Origin of the sequence: Virgisporangium ochraceum (assembly GCF_016863655.1) — a bacterium.
Lineage (GTDB): Bacteria > Actinomycetota > Actinomycetes > Mycobacteriales > Micromonosporaceae > Virgisporangium > Virgisporangium ochraceum.
In genome coordinates this window covers 12,373-31,311 of the sequence record NZ_BOPH01000094.1, presented here as the reverse complement: position 1 = coordinate 31,311, position 18,939 = coordinate 12,373, and the positions used below count along the sequence as shown (strand labels likewise).

At 71.7% G+C, this 18,939-nt stretch carries 18 protein-coding genes, 1 tRNA gene and 1 pseudogene; 7 read left to right on the top strand and 13 right to left on the bottom strand.

Annotation, left to right across the window (positions count from 1 at the left end; all coding sequences use genetic code 11):
• Positions 1-4: 4 nt before the first annotated feature.
• From Voc01_RS34405 to Voc01_RS34390, 4 genes are all read right to left on the bottom strand, one after another.
• Positions 5-475 carry a ribose-5-phosphate isomerase gene (locus tag Voc01_RS34405; protein WP_203931818.1) on the bottom strand — a complete coding sequence of 157 codons (471 nt, stop codon included), beginning with the start codon at positions 473-475 and terminating at the stop codon, positions 5-7.
• A 12-nt stretch (positions 476-487) separates the two neighbouring features.
• Complete coding sequence (locus Voc01_RS34400) at positions 488-1,669, bottom strand: DUF1015 family protein (protein ID WP_203931817.1); 1,182 nt, start codon at positions 1,667-1,669, stop codon at positions 488-490.
• A 22-nt stretch (positions 1,670-1,691) separates the two neighbouring features.
• On the bottom strand, positions 1,692-1,853 hold the full coding sequence (locus Voc01_RS34395; RefSeq protein WP_203931816.1) for a hypothetical protein: 162 nt from the start codon (positions 1,851-1,853) through the stop codon (positions 1,692-1,694).
• 72 nt (positions 1,854-1,925) lie between these two features.
• The gene (locus tag Voc01_RS34390; protein WP_239160672.1) at positions 1,926-2,546 is read right to left on the bottom strand and encodes a DsbA family oxidoreductase; all 621 of its coding nucleotides are present in this window, start codon (positions 2,544-2,546) and stop codon (positions 1,926-1,928) included.
• 111 nt (positions 2,547-2,657) lie between these two features.
• On the opposite strand from Voc01_RS34390, the gene pepN reads away from it, so the two are divergent.
• A complete protein-coding gene (pepN, locus tag Voc01_RS34385; protein WP_203931815.1) occupies positions 2,658-5,219 on the top strand; it encodes an aminopeptidase N in 2,562 nt (853 codons plus the stop codon).
• Here the strand turns inward: pepN and Voc01_RS34380 are convergent.
• The 5 genes from Voc01_RS34380 to Voc01_RS34360 form a co-directional block, all read right to left on the bottom strand.
• On the bottom strand, positions 5,187-5,414 hold the full coding sequence (locus Voc01_RS34380; RefSeq protein WP_203931814.1) for a hypothetical protein: 228 nt from the start codon (positions 5,412-5,414) through the stop codon (positions 5,187-5,189). The genes pepN and Voc01_RS34380 overlap by 33 nt on opposite strands.
• 69 nt (positions 5,415-5,483) lie before the next feature.
• Positions 5,484-5,831 (bottom strand): hypothetical protein, encoded by a 348-nt coding sequence (locus Voc01_RS34375; protein WP_203931813.1) that lies wholly within the window; start codon positions 5,829-5,831, stop codon positions 5,484-5,486.
• Positions 5,832-5,918: 87 nt separating this feature from the next.
• Positions 5,919-6,344 (bottom strand): DUF5130 family protein, encoded by a 426-nt coding sequence (locus Voc01_RS34370; RefSeq protein ID WP_239160671.1) that lies wholly within the window; start codon positions 6,342-6,344, stop codon positions 5,919-5,921.
• Positions 6,331-6,645 (bottom strand): aa3-type cytochrome oxidase subunit CtaJ, encoded by a 315-nt coding sequence (ctaJ, locus tag Voc01_RS34365; RefSeq protein ID WP_445009833.1) that lies wholly within the window; start codon positions 6,643-6,645, stop codon positions 6,331-6,333. The genes Voc01_RS34370 and ctaJ overlap by 14 nt, the downstream gene beginning before the upstream one ends.
• A 59-nt stretch (positions 6,646-6,704) precedes the next feature.
• Positions 6,705-8,096, bottom strand: a complete 1,392-nt coding sequence (locus Voc01_RS34360; protein WP_203931811.1) for an amidase — start codon at positions 8,094-8,096, stop codon at positions 6,705-6,707.
• Positions 8,097-8,114: 18 nt separating this feature from the next.
• On the opposite strand from Voc01_RS34360, the gene kynU reads away from it, so the two are divergent.
• Entirely contained in the window at positions 8,115-9,371 is a 1,257-nt protein-coding gene (gene kynU / locus Voc01_RS34355; protein ID WP_203931810.1) for a kynureninase, read from the top strand.
• Between the two features lie 455 nt (positions 9,372-9,826).
• On the opposite strand, the gene Voc01_RS34350 is transcribed toward kynU, so the two are convergent.
• A complete protein-coding gene (locus tag Voc01_RS34350; RefSeq protein WP_203931809.1) occupies positions 9,827-10,363 on the bottom strand; it encodes an HNH endonuclease in 537 nt (178 codons plus the stop codon).
• A 235-nt stretch (positions 10,364-10,598) separates the two neighbouring features.
• Between Voc01_RS34350 and Voc01_RS34345 the strand changes: the two genes are divergently transcribed.
• The 4 genes and pseudogenes from Voc01_RS34345 to Voc01_RS34330 all read left to right on the top strand — a co-directional run bounded on the left by Voc01_RS34345 (position 10,599) and on the right by Voc01_RS34330 (position 15,618).
• Positions 10,599-11,729, top strand: coding sequence for a mechanosensitive ion channel family protein (locus Voc01_RS34345; RefSeq protein WP_203931808.1), 1,131 nt, complete (start codon positions 10,599-10,601; stop codon positions 11,727-11,729).
• Between the two features lie 223 nt (positions 11,730-11,952).
• Positions 11,953-13,323 (top strand): annotated as a pseudogene (locus tag Voc01_RS34340) (MFS transporter); the annotation flags it as partial.
• A gap of 561 nt (positions 13,324-13,884) precedes the next feature.
• Positions 13,885-14,259 carry a globin gene (locus tag Voc01_RS34335; RefSeq protein ID WP_203931890.1) on the top strand — a complete coding sequence of 125 codons (375 nt, stop codon included), beginning with the start codon at positions 13,885-13,887 and terminating at the stop codon, positions 14,257-14,259.
• Between the two features lie 93 nt (positions 14,260-14,352).
• The gene (locus Voc01_RS34330) at positions 14,353-15,618 is read left to right on the top strand and encodes a WD40 repeat domain-containing protein (RefSeq protein ID WP_203931806.1); all 1,266 of its coding nucleotides are present in this window, start codon (positions 14,353-14,355) and stop codon (positions 15,616-15,618) included.
• Positions 15,619-15,669: 51 nt separating this feature from the next.
• On the opposite strand, the gene Voc01_RS34325 is transcribed toward Voc01_RS34330, so the two are convergent.
• Both Voc01_RS34325 and orn read right to left on the bottom strand, forming a co-directional pair.
• Positions 15,670-15,745, bottom strand: a tRNA-His gene (locus tag Voc01_RS34325).
• 68 nt (positions 15,746-15,813) lie between these two features.
• On the bottom strand, positions 15,814-16,431 hold the full coding sequence (gene orn / locus Voc01_RS34320; RefSeq protein ID WP_203931889.1) for an oligoribonuclease: 618 nt from the start codon (positions 16,429-16,431) through the stop codon (positions 15,814-15,816).
• 160 nt (positions 16,432-16,591) lie between these two features.
• On the opposite strand from orn, the gene Voc01_RS34315 reads away from it, so the two are divergent.
• A complete protein-coding gene (locus Voc01_RS34315) occupies positions 16,592-17,869 on the top strand; it encodes a glycosyltransferase 87 family protein (RefSeq protein WP_203931805.1) in 1,278 nt (425 codons plus the stop codon).
• Between the two features lie 197 nt (positions 17,870-18,066).
• Here the strand turns inward: Voc01_RS34315 and Voc01_RS34310 are convergent, their stop codons facing one another.
• Complete coding sequence (locus Voc01_RS34310; RefSeq protein ID WP_203931804.1) at positions 18,067-18,849, bottom strand: DsbA family protein; 783 nt, start codon at positions 18,847-18,849, stop codon at positions 18,067-18,069.
• Positions 18,850-18,939 lie beyond the last annotated feature (90 nt).

Sequence of the window (18,939 nt, the reverse complement as noted above, 5' to 3'; positions counted from 1 at the left end):
CTGGCTAGGCCGGCAGGTCGGGCAGCTTGTGGGACTGCTCGTACTCGCCGACCTGGGTGATGCGCCGGGCGTGCCGCACGTTGCCGGAGAACGGGGTGGCGAGGAACGAGACCACGATCTTGGTCGCCTCGTCCAGGGGGTGCTGGCGGGCGCCGATCCCGACCACGTTCGCGTCGTTGTGCTCGCGGCAGAGGCGGGCGGTCTCCGGGTTCCAGGCGAGCGCCGCCCGGACACCGGGGACCTTGTTCGCGGCGATCTGCTCACCGTTGCCCGAGCCGCCGATCACCACGCCCAGGCTGCCCGGGTCGGCCACGACCCGGGTGCCGACGTGGAAGCAGAAGACCGGGTAGTCGTCGTCGGGGTCGAACGCGTGCGGACCCACGTCGACCACCTCGAACCCCTGTGTGGGCAGGTAGCTGGCCAGATGCACCTTCAGCTCGTAGCCGGCGTGATCGGAACCCAGGTAGACGCGCATAGGAGGAGTCTGTCAGGACTCGACCGCGGCCACGACCAGACCCGCCCTGGCCTTCGGTGTGAACCACGTGCTCTTGCGCGGCATCTTGTCCCGGGCCAGGTTGACGGCCACGAACTCGTCCACCCCGACCGCAGCGATCAGCACCGCCAGGTCGGCCCGCTCGGCGTCGACCTCGTCGCGCAACCAGGACGCCGGGTAGTCGCCGCCGACGTAGGTGATGCGCTTGTCGCCGGGTTCGAGGCCGAGCGCCTCGCCGAACAGGATCTTCTCGACGAGCGTGTGGTCGAGGTTCGCCACCACCGGGACGGTCGGGTCGCGGGGCAGCGACACGGCCCACGTCCCCTCGCGGGTGTACAGGTGCACGGTGCCGCTGATCACCGGGTCGGTCGCCTCGACGCGCACCGCGCCGGGCAGGGCTTCGAGAAGGGCGGCGACGTCGACGTCGGTCACCAGGCGGTTGTACGGCTGGATCGCCACCGACTCCGGCGTGGTCACGACGGCGAGGAAGCGCTTGAGGCCGGCCTCCTGGGAGGCGAGGCTGCGGTGGTTGCCGTCGGCGACCACCAGCTCGCCGGCGGCGGCGAGCTCGAGCAGCTCGTCGCGGGTGGCGCCGGGTCCGAGCCCCCACACCTCGTGGGTGCGCCCGGCCTGGTCGCGGTCGGTCACCGCGGGAGTGCCCGCGGCCGCCGTCGCGCGCGCGAGCGCCGCGTGCAGGTCCTGGCCGCGCGCGGTCTGGAGCAGCAGGACCGGGGACAGCATGGCGCCGAGCGCCCGCACGAGCGCGACCCGCTCGTGGACCTTCTCGACGAACACGTCCTCGTTGCGGATGACCAGCCCGGGCTCGTCGGCGCTGGTCGAGATCTGGTCGGTGTCGACCAGGCACCACAGGCCGTAGCCGGTGGCGGTTCCGTCGGGCGAGCTGACCCGGTACAGGGCCACCACGTCCTCGGCCGGTGCGTACCGGCCGCCCCGGGTCGCGTCACGGAACCGGGTGACCGCGTCGGGCAGGCAGTCCCGGAAGGATCGTCCGACGCTGGCCGGCTCGCGGTGCGGCATCTCCACCGCCAGGGCGCTCGCCGGGTTGGCGGCGATGATCTCGGTTATCTCGGCGTCGGAGGCGAACTCGTCGTAGTTCTGGGCTCCGGTGCCACCGGTGGAGAGCCAGCCGTGGGCGATGGGATGCGCGACCGTCATGCGCGGGACGTTACCCAGCGCGTCAGCGTGACTCCGCACACACCACCAAAGGTGTGGCGACCAGCGCAACGACGTCGTCGGGAAGCTCCGTCCAGACCCCCGTCTCGACGGCCCACACGGCGGCCGGCGCACTCGCGACGACGTCGTTGGGGAACGGTTCGACACTTTCGGTGATCGTGGACACTTCGCCTCCTCGGGAAACCTCTACCCTGAGTTACGAAGATTGCCGCCGGATCGTTCGCACAACGGGTGCGACTCAGTCGAAGATCGGTTGCGCGTCGCGGGTCCGCTTGATCTCGTAGAAGCCCGGCGTGCCGGCGACCAGCAGGCATCCGTCCCACAGCCGACCTGCGGCTTCGCCCTTCGGCGCCGGGGTCACGACCGGTCCGAAGAACGCGATGTTCTCGCCGTTCGCACCCGGAACGTGAATGGTCGGCGTTCCGACATCGAGGCCGACCGGCTTCATGCCGGCGTCGTGGCTGGCCCGCAGCGCCTCGTCGAACTCGGTGCTCTCGGCCGCTTCGGCCAGCCTTTCGGGCAGACCGACCGACGCGAGGGCCTCCCGCAGCGTCGCCGCGTCGTTCAGGTCGCGCTTCTCCAGGTGCCGGCGGGTGCCGAGCGCCGTGTACAGATCGCGCAGCACCTCGGCGCCGAACTCCTGCTCCGCGGCGATGCAGACCCGCACCGAGCCCCAGCCGGTCGCGAGCCCACGCTTGTAGTCCTCGGGGAGATGGTCGCGGCCCTCGTTGAGGATGGACAGGCTCATCACGTGGAACCGCACGGTGACGTCACGCACCTTCTCGACCTCGAGGAGCCATCGAGAGGTGATCCACGCCCAGGGGCACCGCGGGTCGAACCACATGTCTGCAAAGGTCATGAACAATCAGTACCGGCTCGGCGGCCCGCCGACCAACGTGGAACACTCGCTTCGTAACCCCGTCGACCACGGGCGGGACGCACGGCGTGGACAGTGTGACAGGAGTTGCTGGTGGCGGGTGTACGTAACCTCAGGCAGGTGGAGGCGGCGGATCGCGCCCGCCTGCTCGACGTCTCGCACTATGACATCAATCTCGATCTGACCGACGGTGCCGGCTACCCCGGCGACCGCGTGTTCCGGTCGACGACCGAGGTGCGCTTCACCTGCACCGAGCCGGGTGCGACGACGTTCATCGAGGTCGCGGCGGAGTCGATCCGCTCGGCGACGCTCAACGGCGCACCCGTCGACACTTCCGCCTGGAGCGCCGAGGGCGGCCTGAGCCTGCCCGGGCTGGCCGCCGACAACGTGCTCGTCGTCGACGCCGACTTCCTGTACTCCAGCACCGGCCAGGGCCTGCACCGCTCCGTCGACCCGGTCGACAAGGAGATCTACCTCTACAGCCAGTTCGAGACCGCCGACGCGCAGCGCCTCTACGCGTGCTTCGACCAGCCCGACCTGAAGGCCGACTTCACCTGGCGGGCCACCGTTCCGGCGCACTGGAACGTCATCTCGAACATGCCCCGCGAGAGCGAGGGTGCCGTCGAGGGTGTCGAGGGCGCGAAGACGGTCGTGTTCGCCCGGTCACCGAGGATGAGCACGTACGTCACGGCGCTCTGTGCCGGTCCCTACCACGAGGTGCGCGAGACCCACGACGGCATCGACCTCGGCGTGTTCTGCCGCCGCTCGATGGCCCGCTACCTCGACGCCGACGACATCTTCCTGGTGACCCGGCAGGGCTTCGACTTCTTCCACGAGCAGTTCGGCGTGCGCTACCCGCTCCCGAAGTACGACCAGGTGTACTCGCCCGAGTTCAACGCCGGCGCGATGGAGAACTTCGGCTGCATCGTGCACGCCGAGCAGTACTACATCTTCCGCTCGCCGGTCACCGACTTCGAGTACGAGCAGCGGGCCAACACGATCCTGCACGAGATGGCCCACATGTGGTTCGGTGACCTCGTCACCATGCGCTGGTGGGACGACCTGTGGCTGAACGAGTCGTTCGCCGAGTGGGCCAGTCACTGGTGCAACACCCACGCCACCCGGTTCACCGACGCGTGGACCACGTTCCTGTCGGTCCGCAAGAACTGGGGCTACCGGCAGGACCAGCTGTCGTCGACCCACCCGGTGTACACCGAGACGCCCGACGTGGCGGCGGTCGAGGTCAACTTCGACGGCATCACCTACGCCAAGGGCGCCAGCGTCATCAAGCAGCTGGTCGCGTACGTCGGGCTCGACCCGTTCCTGGCCGGGCTGCGGGCGTACTTCGGCAAGCACGCGTGGGGCAACGCCACGTTCGACGACCTGCTGTCGGCCCTGGAGGCGGCCTCCGGCCGCGAGCTGCGCAAGTTCTCCGCCCAGTGGCTGGAGACCGCGCAGGTCAACACCCTGCGGCCGGAGCTCACGATCAGCGACGGCAAGTACGCGTCGGTCACCGTGCTGCAGGAGGCGCCGGCCGAGTACCCGACGCTGCGCACCCACCGCATCGGCGTCGGCCTGTACGACCTCGACGGCGACCACCTCGTGCGCCGCGAGCGCATCGAGGTCGACGTCGAGGGTGCCCGCACCGACCTGACCCAGCTGGTCGGCACGCGCGCCGCCGACGTGCTGCTGCTCAACGACGAGGACCTCACCTACGCCAAGCTCCGCCTCGACGAGCGCTCGATGACCACCGTGGTGCGGCACATCGGCGGCTTCGACAACTCGCTGGGGCGGGCGCTGTGCTGGGCCGCCGCGTGGGACATGACCCGCGACGCCGAACTGTCCGCGCGCGACTACGTCACGCTGGTCTGCTCGGGTCTGCCGGCCGAGAAGGACATCAACCTGGTCACCGCCACGCTGCGGCAGGCGCAGGCCGCGCTGGTCATGTACGCCGACCCCGAGTGGGCGCCCACCGGCTGGCGGCAGCTGGCCGACGCGGCGGTCACCGCGCTCGCGGCCGCCGAGCCCGGCAGCGGGTTCCAGCTGGCGTGGGCGCGGGCGTTCGCGGTCGCCGGACGCGGCCCGACCGACCTGATGACGCTGCAGGGCTGGCTCGACGGCGTCGACGTGCCCGACGGCCTGCGGGTCGAGGCCGACCTGCGCTGGGAGATCCTCCAGGCGCTGGTGGCGCTCGGCGCGGCCGGCCCCGACCAGATCGACGCCGAGCTCGACACCGACCGCACCGCCACCGGCGAGCGCGAGGCGGCGCTGGCCCGGGCGCTGGTGCCGACGGCCGCGTCGAAGGCGGAGACCTGGCGGCGGCTGGTGAGCGACCACGCCCTGCCGAACTGGCTGCAGCGCTCGATGCTGCAGGGCTTCCAGCACTCCGCGCAGACCGAGCTGACCGCACCGTACGCGGCCGAGTACTTCGCCGTGATCAGCGAGGTCTGGGCCCACCGCGACGGCGACCCGGCCCAGGAGTTCGCGCTGCTCGGCTACCCGAGCCAGCAGGTCAACGAGGACACCATCCGGCGCACCGACGCGTGGCTGGCCGACCACCCGGGCGAGCCCGCTCCCCTGCGTCGCCTGATCGCCGAGGGCCGCGACGGGGTCCAGCGGGCGCTAAAGGCCCGCGCCAAGGACGGCGGCAGCTAGGGCCTCCTCGGGAAACATGTCACCGCCGTCCAGCATGGCGGCGATGACGTACACCGAGAGCACGAAGATGACCGACAGCACCAGGTAGCCGATCGTCGCGACGATCCCGACCGCGCCCATGAGGATGCCCGCCAGGGCGAAGCCGGCACCGTCGGCCTCGCCCTGGAGGCGGCGCGGCCGGGGATGCCGACGCACCGCTCGTCACGCCCGACGACGTCAACCGGACATCGACGCTGGCGCTCGGCCCTGCCCGGGTACGGGTACTCAGTTGTAGCGGTTGAGCACCAGCAGCAGGACCACCTGCAGGAACAGGATCACGACGATCGCGACGGTGCCGAGCACCATCCCGGTGATCGCCAGCCCGTTGCCGGTCGCGTCGCCCACCCGGATACGCCGCCGCGCGGCGACCCCGGCGAACACCGCACCCGCGCCGAGCCCGACAAAGAGCACGGCCCCGACGAGCGTCATCACCGGCACGTCGGGATTGAGGTACACCGGTACGAACATCCCGCAGATGCCGAGCACCGCGACGACACCGAGCACGAGGCTCGCCACCGCGCCGCCGGCCACCCCCGGCCGGGTCGGCCCCGGGTCCCCGTACGGATAGGTCATTGCGCCGCCCCCATTCGACGTTCCGTCACGGGGCCATTATGTCGACCGTCACCAATGGGACGGTCACGGTACCGCCGACGCTCGCGGTCAGGCGCGGCCCGCGTGGTCGGCGAGCTGGGCCAGGCCGCTCACCAGGCCGCCGGTGAGGTCGCCGCCGCCGAAGCTGGCGACCATCGACAGGGCGGCCAGCTTGCAGGTGCGGTCGGGCAGGCGCTTGCGGGCCGTGGCACCGGTGATGATCTCGAGCACCCGGTCGTTGGGCGACACCGCGATCAGCACCGACCTCGCCGGGTCGGAGAGCTCACCGTGCAGCTTCTTGGCGTGCTCGCGCGACGGCTCGTCGAGCCCGCCGACGTAGATGCTGAACACCAGGCCGGTGGACTGGTCGGCCAACCGCATCGCCTCGTCGAGGCGGAGCAGCTGGCGGGTCGTGAACGGCCCCTCGAACCCGGTCGGCTGCTCGGGGAGCGGCACGTTCTGCTTCGTGCCGATCCCTTCGTCACCAGCGGTCACTTGCGCCTCCGGTCGTGTCGCCCACGGGACCACCCGCGGCATTCTCCTCGGCCTTCGTCAGCGCCTGCCGGTTGGCACCGCTGACCGCGGGCGTCGACGGGGCGTGCCCGTTGGCCGACGCGGCCTGATGCTCCGGAGCCGACAGGAACCAGACCGGCGTGAAGTCGAACGGCCGACCGGGCCGGTACCTCCGGTCGTTCGACCGCGCGCTGCCCGCGTAGGTCAACCCGTAGATCACAGCGACGACCGCCAGCGGTATGCCGGCGAAGACAACCAGCGTCTCGATGATGGACAACCTCATGCCCCCAAGGCGTCGCAGGACACTCGACAACGAACTACCCACAGAATGCCAAGCTCACGTTAGCTGTGCGGCCTGGCGTGCCATATCTCGGGGTGGTTATGTGACCACGGCCGCTCCCGTTCGACCGCCGCGGCCACCCCGAGCAGCACCGCGTCGGACCCCATCCGCCCCGCGAGCATCGCCGCCACCGGCCGTCCGTCGGGGGTCGCACCGACCGGCAGGGAGATCGCCGGGGCGCCCAGCAGGTTGAATCCGGCGCAGTAGGGCGAGAACCGGGCCTGTGCCGCGAAGTCGGCGGCCGGGTCTCCTTCCCCGCTGAACGCGCCGATCGCGGCGCCGGTGCCGGCGATCGTCGGGCACAGGGTCAGGTCGACGCCGGCGAGTCGCGTGGTCGCGGTCGCGACGCGTGCCTGCAGGCCGCCGAGGGCCAGGCTCAGATCCATGGCGGACGCACGGTGAGCGCGATCACGCAGCCAGCGGACCAGCGGCGTGAACGCCTCCTCCGACCCGCCCCGGGGTGGTGGGAGCGCGGCCAGCACCGCCCACACCGTCTCGAACAGGGGCAGGACGTCGGGGTCGAACGGCGGGCCGACGTCGACGACCTCGTGCCCGAGGTCGCTGAGCACGGTCGCCAGGGTGTCGACGGCGGCGACGCAGGCCGGGTCGACGTCGGCGTCGGTGAGGACCGGACGGGTGAACCGGCCGATCCGCAGCGGCCTGGGCGGTTCGAGGCGGAGGAGGTCCGTGGCGGCGCGCAGCGGCGACGGGTAGGGCTCACCGGGTCGCGGCCGCGCGAGGACGGACGTGAACGCGGCCACGTCGGCGACCGTCCGCGCGATGCCGCCCTGCACCGGCAGCCCGAACGCGCCGAAGTTGCCCGGGCCGAGCGGCACCACACCCCGGCTGGACTTGAACCCGACCACCCCGCACAGCGCCGCCGGAATCCGCAGCGAACCACCCCCGTCGCTGCCGTGCGCCACCGGCAGGAACCCGGCCGCCACGGCCGCCGCGGCGCCACCGCTGGAGCCACCGGCGGTGTCGGTGAGACGCCACGGGTTGCGGGCCGGCGGGCCGATCTCCGTCTCGGAGTACAACGCGCAGCCGAACTCCGACGTGGCCGTCTTGCCGAGGATCGGCATGCCGGCCTCCCGCACGGCGGTGACGACGTGCGCGTCGAAGTCGGGCACCCAGTCGGCATAGGCCCGGGAGCCGAGCGTGGTGCGCACCCCGGCCAGCGGGGACAGGTCCTTGATGGCGGTGGGCACACCGGCCAACGGGCCGTTCCCGGACGGGACCGATCCGGGTTCCAGAACGGTCACGAACGCGCCGACCTGGCTGTCGAGGGCCGCGATGCGGGCGAGGTAGTGGGCGGTGAGGTCGGCCGGGTCGAGCTCGCCGCGGCCGATGGCGGCCGCCTGCTCCAGCGCGGTGAGGTCGTGGAGGTCTGGCACGCCACCTATCGTTGCCTGATGCCGGATGATCTGCTCGCCCACGCGGAGAAGCTCGACCGCTCCGATCCGATCGCCGGCTTCCGCGACCGGTTCGTCTTCCCTGACGACGGGGTCGTGTACTTCGACGGGAACTCGCTGGGCCGGCTGCCCGTCGCCACCCGCGACCGGCTGCGCGCGGTGGTCGACCGGGAGTGGGGCGCCGACCTGGTACGCGGCTGGTCACGCTGGATCGAGCTGGCACGCCAGGTGGGCGACGTGCTCGCCACCGGCGTGCTCGACGTCGACCCGGGCGAGGTGGTGCTCGCCGACTCCACCAGCGTCAACCTGTACAAGCTGGCCGCGGCCGCCCTCGACGCCCGCGCCGACCGGCGGGCCATCGTCGTGGAGGCCGACAACTTCCCCACCGACCTCTACGTCCTGCAGGGCCTGGCGGCGGCGCGCGGGCTGGAGCTCCGCGTGGTGCCGGTCGACCTCGACCGCGGCTTCACCGTCGCCGACCTCGACGGGGTACTCGACGACGACGTCGCGCTGCTGTGCGCGTCCCATGTCGGCTACCGCTCGGGGGCGCGGGCCGACATGCGCGCGATCACCGCGCGCGCCCACGACGCCGGCGCCCTGACGCTGTGGGACCTCTCCCACGCGGCCGGTTCGGTGCCGACGCCCCTGCGCGCGTCGGGTGCCGACCTGGCCGTCGGGTGCACGTACAAGTACCTCAACGCCGGACCGGGTGCGCCCGCGTTCCTGTACGTGCGCTCCGACCTGCAGGCGTCGCTGCGGCAGCCGATCTGGGGCTGGTTCGGCCAGGCCGACCAGTTCGCGATGGGCCCGACCTACGCGCCGGTGGACTCGATCGAGCGCTTCGCGGTCGGTACGCCGTCGGTACTCGGCGCCTACGCCGCCCTGGAGGGCGCGCGGATCACCGCCGAGGCCGGGATGGCCGCGATCGCCGCGAAGGGCGCCGCCCTCACCGACTACGCGATCACCCTGACCGACGCCTGGCTGGCCGGGTACGGCTTCTCGGTGGCGACCCCCCGGGACGCGGACCTCCGCGGCGCCCACGTGACCCTCCACCATCCCCAGGCGTGGCAGATCACCCAGGCCGCCCTGGCGGCGGGTGTGGTGCCCGACTTCCGCACGCCGGACCGGCTCCGGGTGGGACTGGCGCCGCTGTACACGCGGTTCGCGGATGTGTACGAGGGGTTCGTCCGCCTCCGGGACATCATGCGCACCGGACACCACCAGAACCACCCGGCCGAACGCACGCGAGTCACCTGACCCCGCCCTGCGCACCCCGGCCCTGCGCACCCCGGCCCTGCGCACCCCGCCCCTGCGCGGCCCCACTGCCCCCGCGCGCCGCACCCGCGCCCCGCGCCGCGCATACGCCCCTCGTTCCCCGCGCCGCACGGGCGCCGCACGGGGCGTCCGACGACGCCGATCTTGCACTTGTGGCCTCACCTATGTCGTGCTTTATCCACCTTTGTCAGGGGCCACAACTGCAAGATCGGCGCGGAGATGGGGCCCGGGGCGGCCCAAGGCACGGAGCCCGAGGCACGGGGCGACGCGGAAGCACGGGGCGGCCCGAGCGCACCCGGCGGCCCGAGCACACCCGGATCCCAGCGCACCGGGCGGCCGCAGCGCACCCCGCGACCCAGCGCACCGGGCGGCCCGAGAACACCCGGCGGCACCGGGCGGCCGAGGACACCCGGCGGCCTGAGGGGCCGGGAGGTGGGTCAGGCGGCGGCGGGGGTTTCGGGGAGGTCGAGCCAGTCGGCCCAGCGGGGGTCGGGGGCGCGGTGGCCCAGCACACGCCAGGCCAGGCCCTTGGGCGCCATGGGGGTCACACGTAAACGCCAGCCGATCTCGGCTGGCGTCTTGTCGCCCTTCGTGTGGTTGCAGCGCGCGCACGCGGCCACCACATTGTCCCAGGCATGCCGCCCGCCCCGGCTGCGTGGCAGCACGTGGTCGATGGTCTCGGCGCTGCCGTGGCAGTAGGCGCAGCGCCAGCCGTCGCGGGCGAAGATCGCCCGGCGGGACATGCCTACGTGTGTGCGGTACGGCACCCGGACGTACCGGGTGAGCCGGACGACGGAGGGAGTGGGTAGGCTCGTCCGGGCGCTGTGCAGGATGCCCTCGCCATCGGCGACGCAGACCGCTTTGGCCGACAGGATCAGGATCGTGGCTCGTCTGACAGAAACGACACATAGGGGCTCGTACGTGGCATTGAGCACCAACGACGTGCTCGCGACCATGCGTCGTATGTCAGGCATCGCGCCGTCCTCCTAGGTTGAGCTGATCTGCGGTTCTCCCAGGGTGGGGGTCTGTCAGGGCGGTACGGAGGTACGCGGTGCGCACTTCCGTGCGGTAATCGTCCCCGATGGATCGCAATATTGCACGTACTATTTGCGGCCGATCCCGGCCTAGCGGACGGCCGTTGACCTGCACCGCATTACCCGGCGAACCCCCGACGACCGGAAGGTGAAGAGCACGTTGTCCCCTGAGTCCATGCCGACCCTGCTCGCGGTACCCAGCCAGCCGTCGCCGTCGGCCGACTGCACCGACGCGCGTGACCTGTGCGAACAGATCTACCAGTGGACGGGTTGGGACTGGCTCGCCTCGGGCAGCTACTACCTGTTGATCAAGCCGCTGCGGATCGTCCTGATCATCCTGATCGCGGTGCTGATCCGGTTCCTGATCCACCGGCTGATCTCCCGGGTCGCCCGTTCGGCCGCCACACCCGGCCCCGGCATCGCGGCCCTGCGCCCGCTGCGCAACCGGCTGCCGGCGGCGCCGCCGAACAACGGCGTGTCGGAGCGGCGCCGGGCCCGGGCGGAGGCGCTCGGGTCGATCCTGCGCAGCATCGCGTCGGCGGTGGTGTTCGGGGTCGCGTTCATGCTGGTGCTGGACGAACTGGGGGTGAACCTCGCGCCGATACTGGCCGGCGCGGGCATCCTCGGCCTGGCGATCGGCTTCGGCGCGCAGAACCTGGTACGTGACTTCCTCTCCGGTCTGTTCATGCTGTTCGAGGACCAGTACGGGGTGGGCGACCTGGTCGCCATCGGCGAGGTCGAGGGCACCGTCGAGGCGGTGGGCCTGCGGATCACCACCGTGCGCGACGCCACGGGAACCGTCTGGTACATCCGGAACGGCGAGATCCAGAAGCTGGCCAACAAGAGCCAGGGCTGGGCGCTGGTCATGGTCGACATCCCGATCGGGTTCACGAAGATCGACGACGCGGTCGAGGTGCTCCAGCGGGCGGCCATCGACTGGGCCGAGTCGGAGGAGTGGAAGCCCGACGTGATCGAGGCGCCCGAGGTGGTGGGCGTCGAGGAGGTCACCACCGACGGCGCGGTGGTGCGCACGACGGTCAAGACCCCGGCCGAGGCGCAGTGGCGGGCCGCCCGCGAGCTGCGGCGCCGGCTCACCGAGGCACTGGCCGAGGCGGGGATCGCCGAGAAGATCACGGAGGCCGGGGTGCACGTGCAGCCGGCGACCGACGGCTCCGGTCCCACCGACCCGCCGCCGGCCGCGCCGGCGCCCGCCGCACCGGCCGGGCCGCCGATCAACCCGAACGCGGTTCAGCTCGGGATCTCCACTGCGATCCAGCGGCACCTGGACCCGCCAGCTGGTCCCTGATCGCGAAGAAGGGCGGACTTTGTCGGAATTTCCACCCGTCCGATGATCACTCTGCCGCTCGGGGTCGCGCACTGACCGTGCGTTCAGCTATGGTCCGTTCGGTTAGGTGCGTTGATGAGCCGTTCGGCCAATGGGTTGTCGTACCCTCGGTCGAACCCAGCTCTAGCCATGTGGCGCGACGACACGTTGCACAACCGGTAACAGTGAACAGCGAGGCCCGCCGGTGTCCGACCAGGACTTCGCCGACCGCCCAGCGACCTTCCGAGAGGTTCTGGCCAGCGGCGAGTACCGTGCGTTGTACCTCGCCAGCGCGTTGTCCTGGTTCGGCGATTACGTGGCCAGGGCGGCCATCACGGCGCTTGTCTACCAGCAGACCGGATCGGTGGCGGCCTCGGCCGCCACTTTCGCAATCAGTTACGTTCCGTGGTTGGGCTTCGGTCCCGTGCTGGCCGCTCTCGCCGAGCGGCTGCCGTACCGGCACACGATGGTCGCGGCCGACCTCGGCCGGATGGTGCTGGTTGCCCTGGTGGCCATCCCCGGCATGCCCGTCTGGGCAATGATCGGGCTGCTGTTCCTCACCTCGCTGGGCAACCCGCCGTTCGACGCCGCCCGGTCGGCACTGCTGGCCAAGGTGCTCACCGGCGACCGGTACGTCGTCGGCATGACCCTGCAGGCCACGTCGCACCAGGCGGCGCAGGTCGCGGGGTACCTCAGCGGCGCGGGCCTGGCCGCGGTCAACGCGCAGGTCGCGCTGCTGCTCAACGCCGCCACGTTCGGGGTCTCCGCGCTGCTGGTCGTCTTCCAGGTGGAGCACCGCCCGGCGGCGCTGGCCAAGGCGGACCGCACCCACCTGCTCCACGAGACGGCCGCCGGGCTCAAGCTCGTGTTCACCGCTCCCCTGCTGCGGGGCGTGGCCATCGTGGTGTTCCTCACCGCGCTGTTCGCCGTGGTGCCCGAAGGCCTCGCCGCCGGGTGGGCGGCCGAACTTGCCGCCGGCGACCAGTCCCGCGGCTGGGTGCAGGGCGCGATCATGATCTCGAACCCGGTCGGGTTCATCATCGGCGGCATCGTGGTCGGCCGGCTCCTCGGCCCGAAGCGCCGGCAGCGGCTGATCAGCCTGTTCGCGGTCGCCGTACCGGCGTCGCTGGCGCCGGCCCTGTTCGACCCGCCGGTCGCCGGCGTCGTCGTGATGTCGTTCCTGTGCGGAGCGGCGACGGCGGCCGTGATCCCGGCGACCAACGGCCTGTTCGTGCAGGCCCTCCCGAACGCGTACCGGGCCCGGGCGTTCGGCGTGATGAAGAGCGGCATCCAGGTGCTGCAGGGGCTCGGGGTGTTCGTCACCGGCTACCTCGCCGACCGGTTCTCGCTGCACATGGTGGTGGGTGCGTGGGGGCTGCTCGGCATCGCGCTCATGGTGGTGGCGATCGTCACCTGGCCGAGCGTCGAGCAGATCAGCGACGAGATCGCCCGCGCGAAGGCGATGAACGAGGCCAGCGAGGAGGCCGAAGCGGCCTCCGACGAGGCGCCGTCGCCGCCCGACCGCCCCGACGCCGAGCGCGACATCTGGGGCTTCCCCGGCGGCAGCCCGCTCGGACGCGCGATCGGCCGGGCCCGCGTGGTGACCCACGCCGACGACCGGTGGGGCGACGTCGCCGGCGGACGGCCCGGCTACGCCGACGAGCCGTCGGGCCGGCACGGCCGCCGGCGCATCTCCCGCCCGGTCGGTCGCATCTACTCGACCGGTGCGGCACGTCCCGACGCCGACCAGAACGTGTCGCGGCCCAGCCGCATCCGCCCGCCCGGTCTTGCCGGCGACGAGCCGATCGAGCCGCTCGGCGCCCCCGGTACCGATCTCATGGGCGCCGCGGCGGCGGCCGGCCTCCTGGGCGAGCCGGCCGCGACCGACCCGCAGTGGTACCCGCTCGCCGAGCCGCCGGGCACCGACGAGTGGCCGGCGCCGAACCAGACCAGCTGGGACCCGCAGCGGGCCCACCACCGCGCGGTCCAGCAGCACGCCGCCCACCAGCAGCAGCGCGCGGAGCAGTCCCACCACGGCGACCAGCGCCCGTAACAGGGCACCACGCCCGGCGGTGCCGGTCGCCACGCCTGGCACCATGGATTCGTGACATTGCCTCTGGGACGGCCCCGGCCCGAGATGACCTTCTACGAAGCCGTCGGCGGCGAGCCGACGTTCCGCAAGCTCGTCGACGAGTTCTACGCCGGGGTGGCGACCGATCCCGTCCTCCGGCCGTTGTACCCCGAGGAGGACCTCGGCCCGGCCAACGAGCGGTTCCGGCTGTTCCTGATCCAGTACTGGGGCGGGCCGACCACGTACTCCGACAACCGCGGGCATCCGCGCCTCCGGATGCGGCATGCGCCCTTCCGCGTCGGCCCGGCTGAGCGCGACGCGTGGTTGCGGCACATGCGCCGGGCCGTCGACAGTCTCGCCCTTCCGGTGGACCAGGAGCAGCAGCTCTGGGAGTACCTGGAGCGGGCCGCGCACTTCATGGTCAACACGTTCGAAGAGTGATTAACTGGTCACAGCGGCGCGTCCAGGCCTGAATGCCGCTCGTTGGTGCGAACGTACCGAAAAGGGATATTCGTACCAACGAGGGGTTACCGCATGCGTCGTCGTCCCATAGCCGCTGCCGCCGCCGGTCTGATGGCCGCTCTCGCGATGAACGTGGCAGCGGCCGCGCCGGCGGCCGCGGACCTCGCCCACCCACGGCCGGTGTCCGCCGACCCGGTGGACTTCACTCCCCACGTGCTCGACGGCACGGTGTGGGACGTCGCCCTGGTCGGACCGCGGACCGTCGTGGTCGGTGGCGACTTCTCCGAGGTCAGCGACGCCGCCGGCAAGACCTTCTTCGACCGGAAGAACATCTTCGCCTACGACCTCTTCACCGGCGCGGTGCTGCCGTTCGCCCCGGCGATGGACAGCGCGGTCTACGCGGTGGCGGGCAGCCCCGACGGCTCCGCCGTCTACGCCGGTGGCGCGTTCAAGAAGGTCAACGGCACCCCGCAGCGTGGACTGGCGCGCATCGCGATCGGCACCGGCGTGCGCGACGCCGCGTTCACCGGTCAGATCAACTGGGGTGACATCCGGGAGCTGAAGATCTCCGGCGGCTGGCTGTACGCGGGTGGCTCGTTCAGCGCGATCGGCGGGCTGGCCCGGTCGGCACTCGGTCGGGTGAACCTCGCGACCGGCGCGGCCGACCCGGCATTCGACGCACGGATCGCCGCACCCGGCCTCACCCGCGCCCGCGTCGAGGACTTCGCGATCAGCCCCAACGGGACGCGGCTCGTCGCGGTCGGCGCCATCCAGCAGGCCGGTGGGCAGCGCCGCACCCAGCTCGCCATGCTCGACCTCGCCGCGAACACGCTCTCGCCCTGGTACACCGACGCCTACACCGGCCCGTGCCGGGCCGGCTTCGAGACCTACCTGCGCGGCGTCGACTTCGCGCCCGACGGCTCCTACTTCGCCGTGGTGACCACCGGCCGGGCCTCCGGCCCGAAGCGCATGTGCGACACCGTCGCCCGGTTCAACACCGCCGGGACCGGTGCCCAGTCGCCCGTCTGGGTGAACCACACCGGTGGCGACTCGCTGTACACCGTCTCGGTGACCGGGGCTTCGGTGTACGTCGGCGGCCACCAGCGCTGGATGAACAACCCGTACGGCAGGGAGAACGCCGGCAAGGGCGCCGTGTCGCGCAAGGGCATCGCCGCGGTGGACCCGGTGACCGGCCTCGCCACCCCCTGGGACCCGACCCGGCTGCGCGGCGTGGGGGTGCGGGCGATGCTGGCCACCCCGGCCGGCCTGATCGTCGGCTCCGACACCGAGCAGCTCGGCCGCGAGTACCACGGCCGCCTCGGGATGTTCCCGCTGTAGCGAGCACACGAAGAAGGCCCCCTCCGGCTCGGAGGGGGCCTTCTTCGTCGGTGGGGTGACTGAGGGGATTTGAACCCCCGACACCCGGGACCACAACCCGGTGCTCTGCCAACTGAGCTACAGCCACCATGCGCGCACCATGCGGTGGGCGACGACCAATGATAGCGGCATGGCACGGCCCGCCGTCGAGTGGGATTACTGCTGGCGTTGTTCCGCCACCAGGGCCGCGGCGATCGACTTGCCGGTCTCGACGTCGGGACCGGGGAACGGCACGAAGATCGCGCGCCGGTAGTACTCCAGCTCGCGGATGCTCTCCAGGATGTCGACCAGCGCCCGGTGCTCCAGGCCCTTGGCCGGCTGGCCGAAGTAGGCCCGCGGGTACCAGCGGCGGCACAGCTCCTTCACGGAGGAAACGTCGATCATCCGATAGTGGAGGTGCGCGTCGAGGCGGGGCATGTCGCGGGAGATGAAACCGCGGTCGGTGGCGATGGAGTTGCCGCACAGCGGCGCCGTGCGCGGCTCGGGAATGTGCTTCTGCACATATTCGAGCACCTGGTTCTCGGCCTGCTCGAGCGTGGTGGTGGCGACCCGCACGGCCGCCGTCAGGCCGGACTTGTCGTGCATGTCGCGCACGACGTCGACCATGCCGTCGAGCGCCTGGTCGGGCACCTTGATGACCACGTCGAGCCCAGCGTCGAGCGGCACCAGGTCAGCGCCGGTGACCACCACCGCCACCTCGATCAGCGCGTCGCGCTTCAGATCGAGACCGGTCATCTCGCAGTCGATCCAGACCAGAAGATCACTCACGCCGATCAGCCTAGTGTGACGAACGCATCGCGTGCGACGCGTACCGCATACCTCGCCCACACAACGGGCAAGGGTTGGTTAAGGTTGCCGCGACCCGTCGTGCAGTTGACGCTCGCCGCGTCCTGACACAGGCGTCAGCTCAACCAGGGAACAGGAACCGCGCCGCATGTCGCCCACCACCAGCCCGCGCCGGGCCCTGCTGCGCAGGCTGCTGCTGCTGCTCGTGGTCACGGCCGCGGTGGTGGCCGCCCAGGTCTGGTACGGCAACCGGCACCACTTCCTCGACCTGCGCATCTACGTCAACGCGATGCGGTGGTGGCACGACGGCCATCCGCTGTACGAGTTCGCCCACGACGACCCGATCCAGGGACGGCTCGGCTTCACCTATCCCCCGTTCGCGGCACTCGTGCTGGCACCCCTCGGGGTGATCGGCTTCCGGGCGAGCGTGTTCCTGTTCTGGGCCGGCTCGGCGGCGGCGGTGATCGTCACGACGTTCTGGCTGGTGAAGCCGATCGCGAAGAAGCACGGCACGCCGCTGTGGTTCGCGTTGCTGCTGGCGCTGCCGCTGGTGAGCACGCTTGAGCCGATCCGCGAGACGGTGAACTTCGGGCAGATCAACATGCTGCTCGTGCTGCTCGTGCTCACCGACCTGCTGATCATCGCGCCGCGGTGGCCGAAGCTCGCCGGCATCGGCATCGGCGTCGCGGCCGCGATCAAGCTGACGCCCGCGATCTTCATCGTGTACCTGCTCATCACCCGGAGGTGGCGGGCGGCGCTCACCGCCACGGCCACCGCCGCCGGCGCCACGCTCCTGGCCGCCGCCGTCGCCTGGAACGACTCCTGGCACTTCTGGACGGCCGCGCTCTGGGAGACCGGCCGCGTCGGCCACACCGACCGGATCGCGAACCAGTCGATCCTGGGGGTGCTGGCGCGCCTGAGCGACCCCGCCGACCCCAACCGGCTGGTCTGGCTGGCCCTGGTGGCCGTCGTGACCGGATACGGCCTGTGGCGGGCCCGGAAGGCGGCCCTGGCCGGCGACGAGGTGGTCGGCCTGACCCTCACCGGGTTCGTCGGCGGGCTGGTCAGCCCGATCACGTGGCCGCACCACCTGTTCTGGTTCGTGCCGGCGCTGCTGGTGCTGGTCGACGTCGCCGCCGGGCAGGGCGGCAGCCACCGGCGTCCGGGACTGTTCGTGCTGGCCGGCCTGTGCTGGGCCAGCGTCACCGTGAGCGTGATCTCGCTGTTCGAGCTCGGGCTCAGCAAGCGCCTCTTCGCCGACGGCGTGCCCGGGTTCCTCATCGTCAACTGGTACGTGCTGCTGACGGCCGTGCTCATCGTCGCGCTGCCCGTGCGGGCCCGGCCCGTGGCGGTGCCGGCCGAGCCGGAACGTCCGGTTACGCCGCGGCTGCCCGTGATGGTCGGAACGTCACCCCACCCTGGGTGATCGCCCGATCGGGCGCTTACCACCCACCACGGGACAGTCCTACAGTCGGAACGTCGGGTTGCCGCTGACCCCCCGGTCACGGTCGGCCCGCCGCCACCTCCCCCGTGGCGTGGTACCCCCCGGTGATCCGGCGGCCTCGCTCCCCCCGTGCGAGGCCGCCGGGTCGTTTCCGCCGCCGGGTCGTTTCCGCCGCCGGCTCAGGCCGCCTGGACGGCAGCGTCGATCGCGTCGGGCGTCGGGTCGACGTCCTTGCCGTTGACCAGAACCGTCGGTGTGCCGGTGACGCCGCGCTTGGTGGCGGCCTCGGTGACCCCGTCGACCCAGGAGGTGTGCGTGCCGTCGCGGACGCACCGGCCGAACGTGCCCGTGTCGATGCCGGCGGTGCCGGCCAGCTCGATCAGCTTGGCGTCGTCGAGGCCGGCGGAGTTCTCCGGCGGCTGGTTGGCGTACAGCACCTTGGCGTACTCGACGAACCTGCCGGCGTCGGCGGCGCAGCCCGCCGCCGCGGCCGACCGGGTGGAGTACTTCGTGGTGGAGTACCGGTCGAGGAAGGCCAGCGGGTGGTAGACCACGGTGGCCGAGTTCGAGTTCACCAGCGTGTCGAGCGTCGCGGCGGCGTCGTCTTCGAAGTCCTTGCAGTGCGGGCACATGAAGTCGAGGTACACATCGACGGTGACCGGGCCGGTGCCCACCTTCACGCCACCCGCGTCGGCGCCGGCGGGCGGTGCCGCGGCCGACGGCTCGGGGCGCTGCTGCTGGTAGGCGTACCAGCCGCCGACCCCGGCCACGAGCAGCAGGGCCAGCGCGACCGCACCGACCACGAACGCCCGCTGCCGCAGCCGCTCCCGCTGGCGCTGGCGCGCGACGACCGACCGCGGCCGCTTACCTGCCCGGGCCGCCGCCCTGGCCGGCCGCGCCGCGGCCCTGGCCGGCCGCGTCGGAGTGCCAGCCCCCGTCGCCGGCCGGGCGGGCTTCTTCATGCTCACCGTCGGAGCTGTCTTCTTCCCAGGGGTCGTCTTCGCCATCGTCGTCTTCTTCCGTCCCGAAAAGGTTGTCGACCGCGAGCCGGC